At 56.5% G+C, this 17,859-nt stretch carries 16 protein-coding genes; 5 read left to right on the top strand and 11 right to left on the bottom strand.

Annotated elements, in window-relative coordinates; translation table 11 throughout:
* Positions 1–180: 180 nt before the first annotated feature.
* The 7 genes from FrondiHNR_RS04540 to FrondiHNR_RS04510 form a co-directional block, all read right to left on the bottom strand.
* A complete protein-coding gene (locus FrondiHNR_RS04540; RefSeq protein WP_279354062.1) occupies positions 181–1,701 on the bottom strand; it encodes an IS1634 family transposase in 1,521 nt (506 codons plus the stop codon).
* A gap of 210 nt (positions 1,702–1,911) precedes the next feature.
* Positions 1,912–2,370, bottom strand: a complete 459-nt coding sequence (locus FrondiHNR_RS04535) for a helix-turn-helix transcriptional regulator (RefSeq protein ID WP_279354061.1) — start codon at positions 2,368–2,370, stop codon at positions 1,912–1,914.
* 149 nt (positions 2,371–2,519) lie between these two features.
* On the bottom strand, positions 2,520–3,803 hold the full coding sequence (locus FrondiHNR_RS04530) for an alpha-L-fucosidase (protein WP_279354060.1): 1,284 nt from the start codon (positions 3,801–3,803) through the stop codon (positions 2,520–2,522).
* A complete protein-coding gene (locus tag FrondiHNR_RS04525; RefSeq protein ID WP_279354059.1) occupies positions 3,800–4,642 on the bottom strand; it encodes a carbohydrate ABC transporter permease in 843 nt (280 codons plus the stop codon). Before FrondiHNR_RS04525 ends, FrondiHNR_RS04530 begins: the two co-directional genes overlap by 4 nt.
* Complete coding sequence (locus FrondiHNR_RS04520; protein WP_279354058.1) at positions 4,639–5,556, bottom strand: sugar ABC transporter permease; 918 nt, start codon at positions 5,554–5,556, stop codon at positions 4,639–4,641. Before FrondiHNR_RS04520 ends, FrondiHNR_RS04525 begins: the two co-directional genes overlap by 4 nt.
* Before the next feature lie 2 nt (positions 5,557–5,558).
* Positions 5,559–6,923 (bottom strand): extracellular solute-binding protein, encoded by a 1,365-nt coding sequence (locus tag FrondiHNR_RS04515; protein WP_279354057.1) that lies wholly within the window; start codon positions 6,921–6,923, stop codon positions 5,559–5,561.
* Between the two features lie 50 nt (positions 6,924–6,973).
* Positions 6,974–8,290 carry an ROK family transcriptional regulator gene (locus tag FrondiHNR_RS04510; protein WP_279354056.1) on the bottom strand — a complete coding sequence of 439 codons (1,317 nt, stop codon included), beginning with the start codon at positions 8,288–8,290 and terminating at the stop codon, positions 6,974–6,976.
* A 272-nt stretch (positions 8,291–8,562) separates the two neighbouring features.
* Between FrondiHNR_RS04510 and FrondiHNR_RS04505 the strand changes: the two genes are divergently transcribed.
* Together FrondiHNR_RS04505 and FrondiHNR_RS04500 are read left to right on the top strand one after the other, a co-directional pair.
* Complete coding sequence (locus tag FrondiHNR_RS04505; RefSeq protein ID WP_279354055.1) at positions 8,563–9,603, top strand: LacI family DNA-binding transcriptional regulator; 1,041 nt, start codon at positions 8,563–8,565, stop codon at positions 9,601–9,603.
* Positions 9,600–11,003 carry a family 1 glycosylhydrolase gene (locus tag FrondiHNR_RS04500; protein ID WP_279354054.1) on the top strand — a complete coding sequence of 468 codons (1,404 nt, stop codon included), beginning with the start codon at positions 9,600–9,602 and terminating at the stop codon, positions 11,001–11,003. The genes FrondiHNR_RS04505 and FrondiHNR_RS04500 overlap by 4 nt, the downstream gene beginning before the upstream one ends.
* A 136-nt stretch (positions 11,004–11,139) precedes the next feature.
* Here the strand turns inward: FrondiHNR_RS04500 and FrondiHNR_RS04495 are convergent, their stop codons facing one another.
* Entirely contained in the window at positions 11,140–11,505 is a 366-nt protein-coding gene (locus FrondiHNR_RS04495; protein WP_279354053.1) for a helix-turn-helix domain-containing protein, read from the bottom strand.
* Between the two features lie 61 nt (positions 11,506–11,566).
* On the opposite strand from FrondiHNR_RS04495, the gene FrondiHNR_RS04490 reads away from it, so the two are divergent.
* Positions 11,567–12,388, top strand: a complete 822-nt coding sequence (locus FrondiHNR_RS04490) for an NmrA family NAD(P)-binding protein (RefSeq protein ID WP_279354052.1) — start codon at positions 11,567–11,569, stop codon at positions 12,386–12,388.
* Positions 12,389–12,511: 123 nt separating this feature from the next.
* Here the strand turns inward: FrondiHNR_RS04490 and FrondiHNR_RS04485 are convergent, their stop codons facing one another.
* Positions 12,512–13,027: a gluconokinase gene (locus FrondiHNR_RS04485; protein ID WP_279354051.1), complete on the bottom strand. Its 516-nt coding sequence runs from the start codon at positions 13,025–13,027 to the stop codon at positions 12,512–12,514.
* A gap of 89 nt (positions 13,028–13,116) precedes the next feature.
* On the opposite strand from FrondiHNR_RS04485, the gene FrondiHNR_RS04480 reads away from it, so the two are divergent.
* Both FrondiHNR_RS04480 and gndA read left to right on the top strand, forming a co-directional pair.
* The gene (locus FrondiHNR_RS04480) at positions 13,117–13,860 is read left to right on the top strand and encodes an FCD domain-containing protein (protein ID WP_279354050.1); all 744 of its coding nucleotides are present in this window, start codon (positions 13,117–13,119) and stop codon (positions 13,858–13,860) included.
* Positions 13,861–13,881: 21 nt separating this feature from the next.
* Complete coding sequence (gene gndA / locus FrondiHNR_RS04475) at positions 13,882–15,360, top strand: NADP-dependent phosphogluconate dehydrogenase (protein ID WP_279354049.1); 1,479 nt, start codon at positions 13,882–13,884, stop codon at positions 15,358–15,360.
* A 70-nt stretch (positions 15,361–15,430) separates the two neighbouring features.
* On the opposite strand, the gene FrondiHNR_RS04470 is transcribed toward gndA, so the two are convergent.
* Positions 15,431–16,408 carry a ribose-phosphate diphosphokinase gene (locus FrondiHNR_RS04470; protein WP_279354048.1) on the bottom strand — a complete coding sequence of 326 codons (978 nt, stop codon included), beginning with the start codon at positions 16,406–16,408 and terminating at the stop codon, positions 15,431–15,433.
* A 6-nt stretch (positions 16,409–16,414) separates the two neighbouring features.
* On the bottom strand, positions 16,415–17,839 hold the full coding sequence (glmU, locus tag FrondiHNR_RS04465; protein WP_279354467.1) for a bifunctional UDP-N-acetylglucosamine diphosphorylase/glucosamine-1-phosphate N-acetyltransferase GlmU: 1,425 nt from the start codon (positions 17,837–17,839) through the stop codon (positions 16,415–16,417).
* Positions 17,840–17,859: the final 20 nt, after the last annotated feature.

Genomic DNA, 17,859 nt, shown 5'->3' with positions numbered 1-17,859 from the left:
GGGTCACCTCGAAACTCGTCATGAAGTGGCCCGCTCGTTGAATTGGTTATCCGCTCCCTCACGGATTCTTTATCGTGCGCTTGCGTAGCACGCACTGACGATGGAGCAAATGGTCAAGCGCGAGTGAATGATCGATACTGTCTCAGGCTCACGCCCGGGCTAGTACCTGAGTTGACCGGTTTAGTGCCCCGCGCCCGAGTCACCGAGCCGGGTCAATAGCTCACGTACTTCTGCCGGTATCGCGGCTGGAACAATATGCTCCACACCCTCGATCCTGATCACCCCGTCTTGTACCCGGGCAAGTTGCTGCACGAACTTCTTCACCGATACCCCGGTTGCTTCTTGAATATGCCGTGAGACCGCGATCGCGCAGAACACAACCGTGAGATGCGCCTCGATCTTCTCCCGATGCCGGTGATAGATCGGCCTGGCTTTGAGGTCAGTCTTCGCCATCCGAAATGACGCCTCAACATTGAAGAGCTGATGGTATGCATCAATCACCCTCAGCGCGCTCACCGTTAAGACAGGTAGATTCGTGACATACCCCTTGATCCCCGCCCGCTGCCTAGCCGATTCCACCAAAACCTGATCAATGCTCTTGGCTGCGCCACTGATCTTCACGAACCGACTCTTTTTCACAGGCGTGGTCCCGGCAACGACCTTTTTCGCTTTCTCGAGTTGTTTCTCGATATTACGCAGATCCGGACGGGCACGTTTCTCACGGTACTGATACACCACCCGCCGTTCACGCCGCCTTTCACCTTGACCAAACCACTGTCGACACTCAAATACCTGCCCGTCACAGAGTTCAGAACCATCGTGTTGATACTCGGTAACCTCAGGTGGAGTCTTCGCGATCCGGGACCCCACAATGAACGAGTAACCAGCCGTCTCTAACGCGAGAAGATTCGCTGCGGAGAGCATACCTGCGTCACACACAACACTCACCGTCACCTCGGGATGCTGCGCCCGAAACCTGTCGAGCACGGGCACGAGAGTGAGCGTTTCAGCTGTGTTCCCCTCGAACGAATGTAACTGCAGCGGGAACCCGTGTTCGTCAACGAGAAGCCCCAGCACGATCTGGGGTTCGAGCCTGCGTTCTTTGGAGAGACCAGGCTTGCGATACTCATCCTCTTGCTCGACGTAGAAGAACAGTGTGGTGACGTCGTAGAGCACCAACGTGAGGTGCTCAGTCCCCCGGAACGCGACGCAGGCAGCAGAGAACTTATCACGATAGTTGCCCTTCGCGGCCTGGTTCAATGACCGGTGAATGCCACTATACGAGGGCGCTTTGAGTCCGAGATTATCAAGGATACGGATCGTATCGAGTTTGGAAGAGGGCTCGATGATACGCGCGATCACGAGGTCACGAAATACCCGATCGTTCACAGCATCAGTGAAACCAAGCCGGTCGTAAACGCTGACGAGAGTGTCGTAGAGCACACGCGAGTAAGAGTGCTGCATCGTGATACGCGGCCCGGCAGGATCGGCTGGGGTATCGATCTGGAGTTCTGTCTGACCGGTAGCCTGAGCGCGTTCCCTGATGCGAGTTTTCGCGGTCTGGACCATGAACTCGAGTTCCAGATCAGTGTGCGCGGAACCGATATGTTCAATAATGCTGCGCACCCCGCGCGTTTTCGACACGATCTGCACCGCGGTCGCACCTGACCCGGTTTTCACACGGCGTACGTATTCACCCATGAAACCAGGGTACAGACACCCCCCTTAGTGCCCCGACCGTGCTGCTACTCTCGCGTAAACAAGCCATTCCCCGAGCCAAAATAGGCAAGACCACCAAAAAACGGTCAACTCAGGTGGAGCAAATGGTCAAGCGCGAGTGAATGATCGATACTGTCTCAGGCTCACGCCCGGGCTAGGACTCTACCTCCCGCCGGAGCGTGCAATGCTCTCTTACTCTGGGACAGAGGAAAATTTTTCGTTGAGGTGTGGCTCAATAATGAGTTGGTGCAATGCGAGAAAGATCAGAGTTCCGCCCGCCCAGTACATCAGAAAGAGGGTCGCTCCCCACGCGCCGCTGAGAGAAAAACTCACGAAGCTGACCGCGATTCCCACACCGATAAACAGCCACCGCCAGGCCGCGTTTGTCCGATCCCGTACGACCTGTTGGACTTTGGCGCGGGCCTCCAGCGACTCGACTCTCTCGTTAAAAGAGGTGTTGTCGATGGTCACAAAAAGCTCGCGGACCGTGACCTTGAACGCTTTGGCGATCAGCGACGGTGTCTCAAGGCTCGCGTCGTTTCCCGATTCGAGCCGCTGCACAGTGCGAACCCCAACTCCACTCTCGGTGGCCAATTTTTCCTGTGTCCAGCCGCGCTCCTGGCGGAGCTGGACGATACGTGATTCGTTCATGCTCTCATCCTCGCAGGATTGGAGAGACAGCGTACCGCCAACAACCCGCCGAACACCTGCCAGCATCTTCCGGGGCGAGTCTCTCCTAACTTCTATGCACACTACAGTGTGCCAGAGAGGCGCTCCGGAAGATTTTAGCTACCTCATCCTCAATCGACTGGATAGTCCGTCGGAGCTTGGTAGTCCTCCGGGATGCTCGGAAGTTCCGAGTGTCCCGTCAAGAAGCCCTCCACGGAGACAAGCTGGGGACTCTCCCCCGCCGTAACTATGGAGAGCTCACGAAGCTTCTGTCTTTCAAAGACCTGCAGACGACTCACCCCCACGCTTCCCCCAGCACAGAGCAACGCACTGTTGGCGTATACGCGATGCTCAGCGATGCGCTGCCCCTGTTCAAGGGACTCGGCAAGCCGCAGATGGTCTATCAGCACCTCTTCGGGAAACCGCGCGACCCACCGAGTGGTTCCGGGGGCATCACCGGGCAGAGACTCTTGAACGGTTACTGTGGCCACCAGTGGATGCGCAAAACGTCTATCTAGCTCGGCCCTCCACTCATCCATACGCTGTGTGTCAGCCGGGTCAAACTGCCCGTTTTGCATCGGTGGTAGGTTAATGAGCAGATTACAACCGAGTCCTACGGAGCGATAGTACACACCCAAGAGATGCTCAAGTGTCTTAGGAGCGTCGTCGGGGTGCCAAAACCAGCCTCGTCGAATCGACACATTACACTCCGGCGGCAAGTAAAGGTTTTCTGCGAACTCAGAAAGCACCACGGTGTAGTTGCTCATCTTGGTGTGGTTAACCACGTACTCAACCGGGTCCTCGGCCAAACCGTTCTCGTTACCCGCCCAGCGAATAGTTGGCTTGCCCATGTTAAAGACCATCGCGTGAGGCTGATGCTCATCAATGACGCTCATTATTCGGGGCCAGTTGTACTCGTGACCCTCCGAACCGGCCCCGTCAAACCAGAGTTCCATGAGGGGACCATACCGGGTACACAGTTCGGTGAGCTGAGCGATGTAAAAATCATCGTAGGCTTTGTTGTCCGAGTAGAGCGGGGTATTGCGGTCCCAGGGAGAAAGATAGAGGCCGAGGCCGAGACCCTGCTTGTGACACTCCTCCGCAACCTCCGCAATAATGTCTCCCCGTCCGTCTTTCCAGGGCGAGTTGGCCACGGAGTAGTCAGTGGTGTCGGTTTGCCACAGACAAAAACCATCGTGGTGTTTTGCCGTGACCACCACGTAGTTTGCTCCCCAAGAAAGGATCGACCGAACCCACTCAGCAGCATCAAAATCGACCGGATTGAACGCAGAAGCGGGCAGGGTTCCGTTACTCCACTCCTTACCAAAATAGGTGTTCAACCCAAAGTGCACAAACACACCTATGCCGCGATTTTGCCACTCTAGCTGCTGTGGGGTTGGATGAATAATTGTCATTTGATTGCTCCTTGTGCAACGCCCTTATAGAACCAGCGCTGCAAGATAATAAACACGATCAAAACGGGAATAATTGCGATAATCGAACCCGCCATCACAATTCGAACGTCAAATCCGAGTGATGACTCCGCAAGCCGAGACAGCCCCAGCGTGAGAGTGAAATTAGACTCGCTGCGCAGCACGATGAAGGGCCACAGGAAGTCATCCCAGGCCGAAACAAACGAGTTGATCACCACAACAAGGAGGGCTCCGAGCCCCGCCGGGAAATACACCCGAAAGAACCGTTGCCACTCGTTTGCCCCATCAAGCACCGCCGCATCCTCAACCTCATCGGGAACCGCGCTAAATGCCGCCCTCATGATGAAGATGTTCACAGCGGAAATAGCGCTGGGGAGCCACACACCGATCAGGGTGTCCACGATCCCAAAAGAGTTTGTCATCATGAACAGCGAAACCATAATTGACTCAAACGAAAACATCATTGAGATCACGAGGATCGCAAACACAAACTTACGTCCGTGCCAGCCCTTTCGAGACATCATGTAGCCCGCCATGGTGGGAAAAATAACCTGCGACGTTATGCTCAGCACGCACACGATGAGCGAGTTAAGCATGTACATACCGATGGGCAAGGATTGAAAAACCTTGATGTAGGCGTCAATAGTGGGGCTCGTGGGAAGAAAGGTGGCCTGCGAGCCAAAGATAGCCTCACCGGTTCCCTTGAGCGACGATGAAAATTGCCACAGTAGGGGTCCCACCGTGATGCTAAGAATCACGAGGAGAAGCGCGTAGCGCACGATAAGCTCGCGCGGGCGTCCGTATCGATTGCGTATCCTCATGATTCCTTCTCACCTCCAAAGCGTTGCGCTGCGTAGGCTAGAGCGCCGGTCAGGATAAAGAGAGCGATTGACACCGCGGCACCGTAACCAGCGTTTCCGGTGATCGGGTCCAGAGCGGTATCCCTAATGTAGAACGGAAGCGTGCGTGCCCCACCACCCGGACCGCCGGTGGCTCCACCGAGCATATAAATCTCGGTAAATACCCTCAACGAGCCGATACCCGACATGATTCCAATCAGCAACATGGTCAGGCGCACCCCCGGGATAGTGACCGAAACAAATCGACGGATCGGTCCCGCCCCGTCTAGCTGAGCCGCCTCGTACAGAGTTTGTGGGACCCCACCCAGTGCGGCGAGGTAAAAGATCATGTACCATCCGAGCCCCTTCCACACTGTGAGCGCTATGGCGCTCAGGAGGATGAGTGTGTTGTTCGATAGAAAGGGGATCGCCTCGGATATGACGTTCAAATTTTTAAGAACCGTGTTCACCGGACCCTGCTCGCTGAGCAGATTTTGCCACACAAGACCGACCGCAACAACCGATGCAAGAACGGGTGTGTAAAACGCCGACCGGAAAAATCCGATGAAGGGAATTTTCTTGTGCACAATTGAGGCGAGTATGAGCGGCAGCAAGACGAGAAGAGGAACGGCGATTACCGCATACGTTACGCTGTTTCGTGTTGCCTGCCAAAACGAGGCGTCGCTCAGCAGCCGCGAGTAGTTTTCAAATCCCACGAAGTTCCCGCCGCCACCAAGCGGTTTTGCGTTGGTGAAGGAGAGCAGAAGCGTGTTGAAAAACGGAAATATTCCAAACGTTGTGATCATCACCAACGCCGGGGCTAGCCAGACATAGGGCACCCACCATTTTCGGTAGAGGGCTGCACCGCTGTGCAGCCCTCGTACTTGAGAAGCCATGTCTACTGTGCCGCCCGCTTGAGGATATCGTTGGCAGCAGCCTGGGCATCGTCAAGCGCCTGCTGGGCAGATTTCTCACCGGTCATGGCCCGCTGAAGCTCGGAGGTAACGGTGGTGTGAACACCGTCGCTCCACGCGTAAAGAAAGGAGTTTTCCGCCTCCTGCGCAAGCTCAACAGCCAGACGGTTTGCCCGGGCGAGAGCGTCCGTACCCGTGATGTTGGTGAGCTTGGGAATCTGAAACGACTCGGTTGTTGAGGGGAAGTTCTGCAGACGCGGGTCGGAGATGAAGGCGCTCTGATTTTCGACGCTCAGGAGGAAATTTGCAAACGCTGCGGCCGCCACCGGGTTTTTAGTGGTTGAAGAAACACCGATGAGCTGTCCTGTTTGCAGGGAGGTGCCTCGCGCATCAAGCAGCGGCGCAATATCGGAGGTCTCGTATACCTGGGGGTTCCCCTCCTGCACGTAGCGCAGAGCCGACACGTTGTTTGAGCCCCAGACGATACGTCCCTCCTGGTAAAGCGTGGAAACATCTTCGGTTGTGGAGATTGTGTCCTTGGGGAGCGCTCCTGATTCGTAGAGGTCGATCAGACCCTCTAGCCAGGCAAGCACCTTCGGATCCGAGGCAAAGGTGAACTCTGTTTGAGCCTCGTTGGTGATTTGAGCGTCCATCTGCTGCCAGTCGTTGGGAAGGCGATCGTGCGGGTTTGCGGGGAACGCATAGAATTCTCCACCGGAGTTTTCACCGACGGTTTTTGCCGCGGCGATGAGTTCCATGATCGTGCTCGGAGGGTTGCTGGGGTCAAGCCCTGCCTTTTGCATGAGATCGGTGTTGAAGGTCTGAATCGAGAGCAGACCCCAGTACCAGGGCATTACGTAGTGATCGGTGTCCTCCGGCATGAGGAGAGAGTCCCAAATGCTCTGAACAAACTTGTCACCCGATCCCGGAGCCTTCTGATCAAGGTTCATGAGGAAGTTTGCCTTGCGCAGAGCGTAGGCAGTGACCTGGTTGAGGTTCACAACGTCGGGAAGCTTACAAGCCTGAGCGTCTGAAACCAGCCGCTGAGTGAAGGAGGAGTCTCCCGGGTCATCCTGCCAGTTCACCGTGGTTCCGGGATATTCTGCTTCAAAAGCGTCGATGACGCCCTCAAAATATTCACTAAAGTCTTGCCTAAGCGAGGTTGTTTGGAAGGTGATCTCCCCGGTGGGCTCTCCGGTAAGGGGTTCCGATGACGAGACCTCCTCGGAGATGTTACAGTTACCCGCCCGGCTCTGGTCGTCTGCGCCGCCTCCGCCGATACCACACCCGCTGAGACTCACGACAAGTGCCGGAATCCCAACCAGGGCTAATAAACGTTTGGTATACATACACCGCTCCTTTGCTGTGCGAGCCGTAACTCGTCTTTTTAGGGGGAAAATCACGCACCGAGGTGGTACGATCGACGCTTTTGTAGCGGAGACTTTTGGTCAACACCAAAAATCTCTGCACGAACCGTGTCTAGGGCAGTAATAAGCGCACCGTTTACGACAGCACGCTCTCGCAGCTCACTCAGCACAATCTCTGGGGGAAACGGCAGGTTCTTGGCCATGTGAGACCTCAGCAGGCGAAGCAACGAGTCGCCTCCGGCCCTCGCAATAACACCCGTAAGAACGATGAACCCGGGATCAACCACTGCACACACAGCGGTGATACCAACGGCTATCCGTCGAGCGACCTCCTGCGCAAACTTTTCATACACGGGCGAATTCTGTTCGGTGGCCAAAAACTCCACTGGGTCGGCGTGGGGAACTCCCATCTCATGGAGCAGCATAGTGAGCGTTGATATTCCCGCGAAGCTTTGGAAATCCTCGGAGTAGCTACTATTTTGCGGGCATCCTGCGGCCTTGTCCGGAGAAACCGTCTTGCTATCGTGCGGAATTTCTGCGGCAGTAAAAGGGCTTACCATTGAGGGCAAATATCCGATCTCGCCCGCTGCTCCGTTGAGACCCCGTACAAGCTCTGAACCGAGCATCAGGGAAGCCCCCATGCCCTCCCCACAGTTGATAACGGCAAAGTTCACTATCTGCTGGGCTACGCCGAGCCGATGTTCCGCAACGGCAGCCAGGTTAAGATCGTTTTCGAGACGAATGGGCACTCCAAGAGCCGTCTCGATTCGCTCGAGCTGTCCTTCTTTCCACGCGGGTTGCCCCCACACAAAGCTCATGTCACCATGGGGACTCACCACGCCGGGGGTCGCAATAACAACACTCGAAAGGTCCGCGATACTACGTTGTGTATCAACAAGGGCTAGTTCAAGAACCCGCCGAATAAGCTCAACGGGTTCTTTATAACCCTCATCACGAATTGAGGCCTGGCCAATAACAGTGCCGTCAAAGTAGGCGATAAGAGCCTCTGCGGAGCTAGGGTGCAGCTCAATGCCCGCGGTTATCGCCAAATCGTGGCGGACGGCGTAAAGAACAGAGTTGGGTCCAGGCCTGACAGTTTCGGATTCTCCGACCGAGCGGATCAGCCCCTCTGACACTAATCGCTTAACCAGGTCAAGCATGGCCGGGCGAGAAATACCCACGTCTGCCGCGAGCGCGGGACGATCCATTGGCCCGTTGTTGATAAGCGCGTTAAGAACCCTGTGGTCGTTAGCTGTTAAGCTTCGGCTCTGTGACGATAGCGCCCGCTCAAGCACAGAGCGCCCACCGGTCTTGCGGTGTGTCACATCGTTGCTATCGCTATCGCTCACGCTCAGTCCCACATTCTGTATCGAGCTACATCACAGCTGTCTGATTATTTAGTATGTTACTTACTAGATATCGATGTGCCTCACATTACCCCTAATAGCAAGATATTGTCAAGCAGTTTTTTACCGCATCGACCCCTCCCCGCGGCAACACGCCAACCGGAACCACACGCATGGGCTCCAATTAGAACTCTCCGGTTGACAAAGACAACACCTAAAGCTACTGTTGACGATATTCTGATAACGATTGCGATAACGATTGCAAAGGAGCATAGTTGCTCAATAACAAGACGGGTAGTACTCGGCCCACTATGGCAGACATCGCCCGAATCTCAGGGTTATCGATACCAACCGTGAGCAGGGCACTCAGGAACCACCCCGACGTGAGTCCAGCTACAAAACGCACGGTTCAGGAGACAGCCACGAAACTGGGATATTCGGTCAGCTCAGTAGCACGAGCTCTTCGAACAGGACACAATCGAGCGCTCAGCTTTGTTGTACCCCTCGGCATCATCGGGTGGTGGGAACCCCTGCTTAAGGGAGCAAGCGCAGAGGCAGCCAAGCTGGGCTACACACTGATCCTCAACCCCGTGGAACCAAGCAGCAAAAACAATCCTCCGTCGAGCAGCCCGCTCACACACCTCTTCGAGCGAGTATACGATCTTCCCGTCGACGGGTTTGTCATTGTCACACCCGAGAATGATAGCTGGCAGGAGAGCACACGCGCAGCAAAGAAGCCGGTGGTCGTGATCGACGACACCCGTGAACATCCCGGATTTCACGTGTGGCTCAACGATAACTATGCGGGCGCTAAAACCGCTGTAGAGCATCTCATCGCTCAAGGACGCACCAAGATTATCGCCCTCGCCCCAACACACGGTATGAAGGGAATGGTTATTGAGGAGCGACTCGCGGGATACCGTGACACCCTTGCAGCGGCCGGTCTCAACTCGATGGTGCTGTATAGCGACGAAACTTACCCACCCACCCAAGAGACCTCACACGCCATCAACAGGGCAATCGAAACGGGACTAGGGTTTGACGGCGTGTTTGCCCTTGCCGACTATATCTCCTTCTCCGCGCTACGCTCCCTGCGCCAGGGTGGCCTCGATGTTCCCGGGGACGTGTCAGTGGTGGGGTTTGACGATGACGTAGCTGCGACAGCAACAGACCCCTCGCTCACAACACTCGCGCAACCCCTCGGTGAGATCGGCGCGGCCTCCGTTCGCACCCTCATTGACCTTATCCAGGGAGCAAACAGCGTCCCGCGCAGCCACAGGCTTCAACCCCGCTTCGTTAAGAGGAAATCATCATGAGCACACTGTCATTTCCAGAAGGGTTTGTATGGGGCGCGGCAACCGCCGCCTACCAGATTGAGGGTGCCGCACACTCCGACGGCCGTAGCCCCTCCATCTGGGACTCCTACCTGGCGGCACGGGGATATCGAGGAGACACCGGAGATATTGCCGCAGACCACTATCACAGGCTCGACCAGGATCTTGACCTACTGGCGGATCTTGGTGTAAGTTCGTACCGATTTTCTGTCAGCTGGTCCCGAGTAATCCCCGATAACAACCGAATCAATCAGACGGGCCTCGACTTCTACCGAAGACTCGTAGACGGTCTACACACACGCAACATCACCCCGGCCCTCACCATGTATCACATGGACCTACCCGAGCGATTTAGCGCTGCGGGCGGCTGGTCCTCCCGAGAAACTGCCCTGCGGTTTGCCGACTATGCAGACCTCCTCACCCGGGAGTTTGGCGACTCTGTTCCCTTCTGGATGACGGTTAACGAACTCTATTACGAGTCATGGATGGGCTACTGCGAGGGCACGTTTCCTCCCGGGCACCGCAGCGCTCGCATGGGAGCACAGGCCCTACACCACATGCTCCTCGCGCACGGTCACGGAGTTGCCGCCGTGCGTAAGAATACAAAAACTGCGAGTGTAGGACTCGTCACGGGATATGCCCCCACAGAGCCCGCCACCGAGCATCCCGACGATATTGCCGCGGCCCATACCGTTCACACGCACGCAAACGGTTCCGTCTTAAGTCCGGTACTGCGCGGCACCTACCCGAACGAGTACGCTCATCATCCCTCCCGCTATGAAGCTCTGAATGAGGTTATTCTGCCGGGAGACCTGGCGACAATCGGGACACCGGTTGATTTTATCGGCATCAACTACTACTTCAAGAGGCACATCGCCTCCCTCTCGCGCATTAACAACACCGATCTCGTGAGGCAGGTGGATCCTCCCGGCGAGTGGTTACGCCTCCGCCACCTGCAAGATATTGGCGCAACAGAGGTCCGGCCCAAGTCAGAAACACGAACAATGGCGGGTTGGACGCCCGATGCGAGCGGACTTACCGATTCCCTCCTCCAGATCACCCGTGAATACGGAGAGATAAACCTATTTGTAACGGAGAACGGCCTCCCCCTCCCCGACTATGTCAACCCCAACGGAAAGATTAACGATATCGAGCGGGTCATCTTCATACGAGAACACCTTGTCGCCGTTCACGAGGCTATCCGCGAGGGGGCGCAGGTAAAAGGGTATTTTGCCTGGTCACTCATGGACAACCTTGAGTGGACCGCGGGGTTCGGTCACCGATTCGGTCTTATATTTGTTGACTTTGCAACACAAAAAAGGATTCCCAAGACCAGCTTTTCCTGGTACCGCCAGGTAAGCACCAGTAACAATCTTAACTAAAAGCTACTCACCCTAGGGGCGATGAACGATGACGCACTCCCCCCTTTCTCTCGTGCCCGCTCAACGCCCATCCACACTAGGTAAAATCTGCCCGGTATCATCACTAACCGCCTTATTACCGCAATCCGCAGGCCGCCTAAGCGATTTTATTGATTTCTTTTGCACTATCCTGTTCCGACTCTTCTACCACATCGCAGATAGTCAAGGACCACTCCGCCATGGCATCAAGAACCGGCTGAAGGGCCTTCCCCCGCTCGGTGAGTTCATATTCAACCCGGGGAGGTATTTCTGGGTAGACGGTTCTTGTCACTATGCCGTAGTGCTCAAAGTTTCTGAGCCGACTGGTGAGGGTGTGCGGACTGATGCCGGGGAGCGCTTTGCGCAGCTCTGTAAAGCGAAGGGGAGCGTCAGACAGCAGTTCACGGACGATGAGGGTTGCCCACGGACCGTTTAGGAGTTCAAGGAAACGTGCGATACCGCACTCGGGTAAATATGTAGCCACTCTGCAAGTGTAGCATTAGTGCAGTTGAAGTAACCGGTGCATATGCTGTACTAATAGGAGTATGACTTACATAATTCACGGCGCAACTGGCGCCCAAGGAGCCCCCGTTATCGCCGCCCTTCTCAAGGCCGGCAAATCCGTTACAGCCGTCGCACGCAACTCAAAGAGCGTCCCCGAGGGCACCTCGTTTGCTTCGGTAGACTACGCTTCGGTTGAGCAACTCGCCTCAGTGTACAACGGCGCCGAGGGCGTCTTTATCCACCTGCCACTCGGCGGCGACGAGGAACGCCTCACCTACGCAAAAAACATCGTTGCCGCGCTCGCTCAGGCCAAGCCTGCCCGCGTGATCATCTCGACCAGCGGCTCCAACCCGGATCAGTCGCCCCACTCCGACCTTATCAGCGGAGTAAAGAACGCGGGCCTCTCCTACGCGGTTGTTGCCCCGCAACTCTTCTTTGAAAACCTGCTGCTACCGCCGGTTCTTCAGGACAGCCTCCTCCGCTACCCTCTGCGCAGTGATTTCCCGGTCTCTTGGTCATCACACCTCGACGTAGCTGACGCCGTTGTTGCCCTCTTCGAGCGCAGCGACGTAACGGGCATCGTGGGCGTAGGCCACCTCCCTGGACTCACCGGACCCGAGCTTGCTGCGGGCTTCTCCAACCACTACGGTCGCGCCATCGAGTACTCGGCATTCTCTCCCGAGGGCTTTGGCGAGGCACTCATCCCCATCCTGGGCGAGGGTGCCGCCGCGGGCGTCACCGCACTGTACAACTTCCTCGACACCCTCCCCGGAGCCGTCATCAGCGAGGAGCGAAGTGCACAGACCCTCATCGGTCTTGCCCCGCGCACCGTTGAGACCTGGCTCAAGGAGATCGGTCGCTAAGAGCATCTTATTCGCACTGCCGCACCCCGGACCCTTATATAGGTTTGGGGTGCGGCAGTTCTCTGTTAGTGGCCGAGGTGGCAATACCTTCGGGAGCGAGACAATAAAACAATCGATCAGCGATTAGCCACGAACGGAAGGATCGGATGCGGCAACCACAAGAAAAGCGTCAGCGGCAACATCCATGACCGTCTGACCAATCGAGACAATACCTCCCGCCTCATCCTCTTCAAGCGGCTCCAGCGTTGCAATCTGAGAATCAATCAGCGACGGGTTCATAAACTCGTGATGACGCCCCTCCAGGCGCTGCACTATCAGTTCACGCGTGCCATCCAGGTGCACAAAAATAATGTCGGGCGCACCCGCGCGCAAGCGATCACGATACACACGCCTGAGCGCGGAACAGGCAACAACCACGGGCTTTTCGTCCGCATCCGCCAGTACCTTCGCTACTTGATCAAGCCAGGGCCAGCGATCAGCATCAGCCAGGGGAATACCAGCGGCCATTTTTTCCTTATTGGCAAGGGGATGCAGGTCATCGGCATCAACAAACTCCGCTCTCAACCGACGCGCAAGCTGGAAACCAACAACACTCTTGCCACTCCCCGAAACCCCCATCACCACAATCGATCGTGACACTATACCCACCTTTCCAGCTTCCCTCAGGATAAACAGCCCATAAAGATATGACTTATTGCATAATAAAATCTAAAAGGTATGATTATTACATGGCTTCTTCTCACTCTCATTCAACCACAGCGACCCACACGGGTCAGCTTCATGAGAAGATACTTGATTCACTCGGGTCAGCAATCATCAGCGGTCATCTCACTCCAGAAGACACTCTCACCATCGATTCCCTCGAACGTCAATACGGCGTCTCGCGCTCCGTGGTGCGTGATTGTCTGCGTGCCCTACAGACCATGAACCTGGTTGAATCAAAACGGCGCGTGGGCATCACCCCACAACACCGCACCAACTGGAATGTTTACGAGCCTCGGATCATTCGTTGGCGCCTAGCGAGCAGCGATCGCGCCAATCAATTACGCTCCCTCACCCAGCTCCGCGCCGCTGTAGAGCCCGAAGCCGCAAGGCTCGCTGCAGAAAACATCACACCAGAATCCGCCGACACCATCCGGTCCATCGCCGGTGAAATGTGGGCGGCCGGTAAATCCGCCAACACCGCTCTCTTTCTCGAACGCGACATTGAATTCCATCGCTTTATCCTCAACCTCAGCAAAAACGAAATGTTTTCACACCTACACGCGGTCATCGAGGAGGTCCTCACGGGCCGCACCACCCACGGTCTCATGTCCGCACGGCCACACCAGGATGCACTTCAACAGCACCTCGATGTGGCCGAAGCCATAGCCAGTGGCGACGGCGAGGAATCTGCCGCCGCCATGCAACGCCTGATGCGCCGCACCCTCGATGAAATGATGGAGCGCATCCCAACCACACAATTGTCATAACCATTATCTAAAGGAGAAAAAATGTCAACCGACACAACCCAATCATCCACCCACTCGCCACATGCAGTAGCAAATATTGGCGTTGTAGGGCTCGCCGTGATGGGCAGCAACCTGGCCCGCAACCTGGCCAGCCGCGAGGGCAATACCGTAGCGGTCTATAACCGCTCACCCGAACGCACCCGAACGCTCACCACGGAACACCCCGAAGCTGGCTTTGTCGCGAGTGAAACAATCAAAGACTTCGTGGCCTCGCTCAGCAAGCCCCGTACCGCCATCATCATGGTTCAGGCGGGCGCGGGAACAGACGCCGTCATCGACCAGCTAGCCTCACTCTTCGAACCGGGCGACATTATCGTTGACGGAGGAAACGCCCTCTTCACCGACACCATCCGGCGCGAAAAAGCCGTGAGTGCTCGCGGTATACATTTTGTAGGAGCAGGAATCTCAGGCGGCGAGGAGGGAGCGCTCACCGGCCCCAGCATCATGCCCGGAGGCACTGTAGAGTCATATAAAACCCTCGGACCCATCCTCTCGTCGATAGCCGCCGTTGTTGACGGCGTGCCCTGTGTGACCCACGTGGGAACCGACGGGGCCGGCCACTTTGTGAAGATGGTTCACAACGGCATCGAGTACGCCGATATGCAGCTCATTGCCGAAGCCTACGATCTTCTCCGTAACGCGGGCGGCCTTACCCCCGCAGAGATCAGTGAGGTCTTTGCCGAGTGGAACCGCGGTGAGCTCGAGAGCTACCTCATCGAGATCACGGCGGAGGTACTGAAGCAGGTCGACGCAAAAACGGATAAGCCCTTTGTTGATATCGTGATGGACGCCGCGGGGCAGAAAGGCACCGGAACCTGGACCGTAGAGGCAGCCCTCGACCTGGGAATCCCCGTGTCTGGTATTGCCGAAGCGGTCTTTGCACGCGGTCTCTCTTCACACCCCGAGCAGCGAGCAGCAGCCCGCGCGGTGGGTCTGCCCGGACCCGCGCATTCCTGGAACATCGAGGATAAAGCAGCCTTTATTGAAGACGTTCGACTCGCCCTCTACGCCTCCAAAATCGTTGCCTACTCTCAAGGGTTTGATCTGATCGTAGCCGGGGCAGAAAAGTACGGCTGGGACATCAGGAAGGGTGATATCGCCATGATCTGGCGCGGCGGCTGCATCATTCGCGCCCAGTTCCTCAACCACATCACCGAGGCCTACCGCGAGAACCCCGGCTTGGTCGCTCTCATCACCGCGCCTTACTTCACAGAGGCCGTCGCACGCGCCCAGGAGTCCTGGCGACGCGTGGTTGCAGGAGCCGCACAGGCGGGTATCCCCTCCCCCGGCTTCTCCTCCTCGCTCGCCTACTACGACGGGCTGCGCGCAGATCGCCTGCCCGCGGCTCTAATCCAGGGACAGCGTGACTTCTTTGGAGCCCACACCTACGGCCGGGTAGACGCCCCCGGAGTATTCCACACCCTGTGGAGCGGCAACCGCACCGAGGTTGAACTCAGCTAGAAAAAATCTCAAACGAGAGGGGGCGTGCACATCGTGATGATGTGCACGCCCCCTCTCGTTTGACACCGGACTATGCGGCACCGTCAAACATTGAGGTCACCGAGCCGTCTTCAAAAACCTCGTGGATGGCTCGCGCGATAAGCGGAGCAATTGGCAACACGGTCAGTTTTTCAAAACGTTTTTCATCAGGTATTGGCAGGGTATCCGTGACCACCACCGAATCAATAAAGTCCGAGCTCAATACCTCAACAGCCGGGTCGGAGAAGATTGCGTGAGTTGCGGCAATCGTCACGCCCCGAGCGCCGTTGTTCTTCAAAGCCTCGGCCGCCTTGGCGATTGTGCGCCCGGTGTCAATCATGTCATCGACCAGCAAACACCAGCGTCCCCTCACGTCACCCACGATGTCGTGGATGCTCACCTGATTGGGCACCAACGGGTCACGCCGCTTATGGATAATCGCCAGCGGTGCCCCCAAGCGATCACTCCAGATATCGGCTACCCGCGCCCGGCCCATATCCGGCGAAACAACGGTAAGCGTGGTGGGCTCAAGCTTCTCACGAAAATGTTCCAGCAGAACGGGCATCGCAAATAGATGATCAACCGGGCCGTCAAAAAAGCCTTGAATCTGGGCGGCGTGAAGGTCAACCGACATGATTCGATCGGCTCCAGCAACCTTAAAAAGATCGGCCACCAGACGAGCGGAAATGGGTTCACGTCCTCGACCTTTTTTATCTTGGCGTGAGTACGGATAAAACGGCGCCACAACCGTAATCCGTTTGGCTGAGGCTCGTTTGAGGGCGTCCACCATAATGAGCTGTTCCATCAACCACTCGTTGATGGGCGTGGTGTGCGATTGAATGACAAAGGCGTCACAGCCACGTACGCTCTCGTCAAAACGTGCGTACAACTCACCGTTTGCAAAGGTACGGGCGTCCGTGGGAACAAGCTCGGAACCAAGCTCCTGTGCGATCTCAGCGGCTAGCTGAGGGTGAGCCCGTCCAGAAACTAAAACCAATCGTTTCTGGCCGCTAACCTGAATACCCGACATATCTCACTAATCTCCATTTTTCTCGGCCGCCCGTGCCGTTTCAGTGTTCGGCCGGTTCTGGGCCACCCAACCCTCGAGGTTTCGCTGCGGCGCAACATTCACCGCAAGAGACCCCGATGGTACGTCTTTGCGCACCACTGTTCCCGCCCCGGTATAGGAACCATCTGCAATTGTAACCGGTGCCACCAGAACGTTCTTTGACCCCACACGCACGTGTGAACCAACCGTGGTGTGGTGCTTTTTAACACCGTCATAGTTAGCGACTATTGTTCCCGCTCCGATATTGGTATTTTCACCGATGGTGGCGTCACCAACATAGCTCAGGTGCGGAACCTTACTACCCTCACCGATCTGGGCATTCTTTGTCTCAACATAAGCACCGATTTTGCCGTTGGTTCCCAGGATCGTGCCGGGACGCAGGTATGAAAACGGACCCACAACGGCTCCCGCACCGATAACGGAAAGCTCGGCATCTGTTCTGCGCACGCGCGCATCCGCGCCCACCTCACACGATATGAGGGTTGTATCGGGGCCGATAATGGCACCCGACTCCACCACGGTTGCCCCAAGAATCTGGCTTCCCGGCAAAAGCGTGACGTCTTCAGCCAGCTGCGCGTTTTTATCAATCCACGTTGTTGCCGGGTCTTGTATGGTAACCCCGGCCATCTGCCACGAACGGATGATTCGGGAATTCAACTCGCTGGCAGCGGCCGAAAGCTGCGCTCGATCGTTAACCCCTGCAACAAGCCAGTGATCAGCAATCGCCACGGCATCGATGCGGCCGCCCTCGGCAAGAATCTCGCTGGCGGCGTCGGTGAGGTACTTTTCCTGCTGGGCGTTATTAGTACTAATCCGGGTGAGCGCGCGGGCAAGAGCGTCTCGCTCAAAAACATACACGCCCGCATTTGTCTCGTTAATGGCAAGCTGTTCCGGCGTGGCATCTTTCTGCTCAACAATACCCACAAAGCCCCCCGTTTCAGAGCGAAGAATGCGCCCCAACCCTGAAGGGTCGGAAACAATCGTGCTCAATAGGGTGAGCGCATTCCCCTCGCGGGTGTGGGCGGCAAGAAGCTCTCGGGCGGCAGACTCGTCAAGAAGGGGGACGTCCCCACTCAGCACAAGAACATGACCCATAAACTCCGCGGGCAACGCCAAAACCGCAAGTTCAACGGCCCTGCCAGTTCCGGGAACCTCATCCTGATCAACGATCATTGCTGAGGGAAGGTGCTCAAGAATGGCGGCAGCAACCCGTTCACGATCGTGCCGCACCACCGCAATGATGTGCGCGGGATTAAGCTGGGCCGCGGTGTCAAGAACGTGCCCGATGAGGGGCATTCCCGCGAGCGGGTGGAGCACCTTCGGAAGGGACGAGCGCATTCTCGTACCCTGCCCCGCAGCCAAAATCACTACCGCAAGCTGGCTGTTTGACACCACATGTCCTCCGCGCATTC

Source organism: Lysinibacter sp. HNR (genome assembly GCF_029760935.1).
Classification (GTDB): domain Bacteria; phylum Actinomycetota; class Actinomycetes; order Actinomycetales; family Microbacteriaceae; genus HNR.
This window is presented reverse-complemented; position numbering and strand designations above follow the sequence as displayed.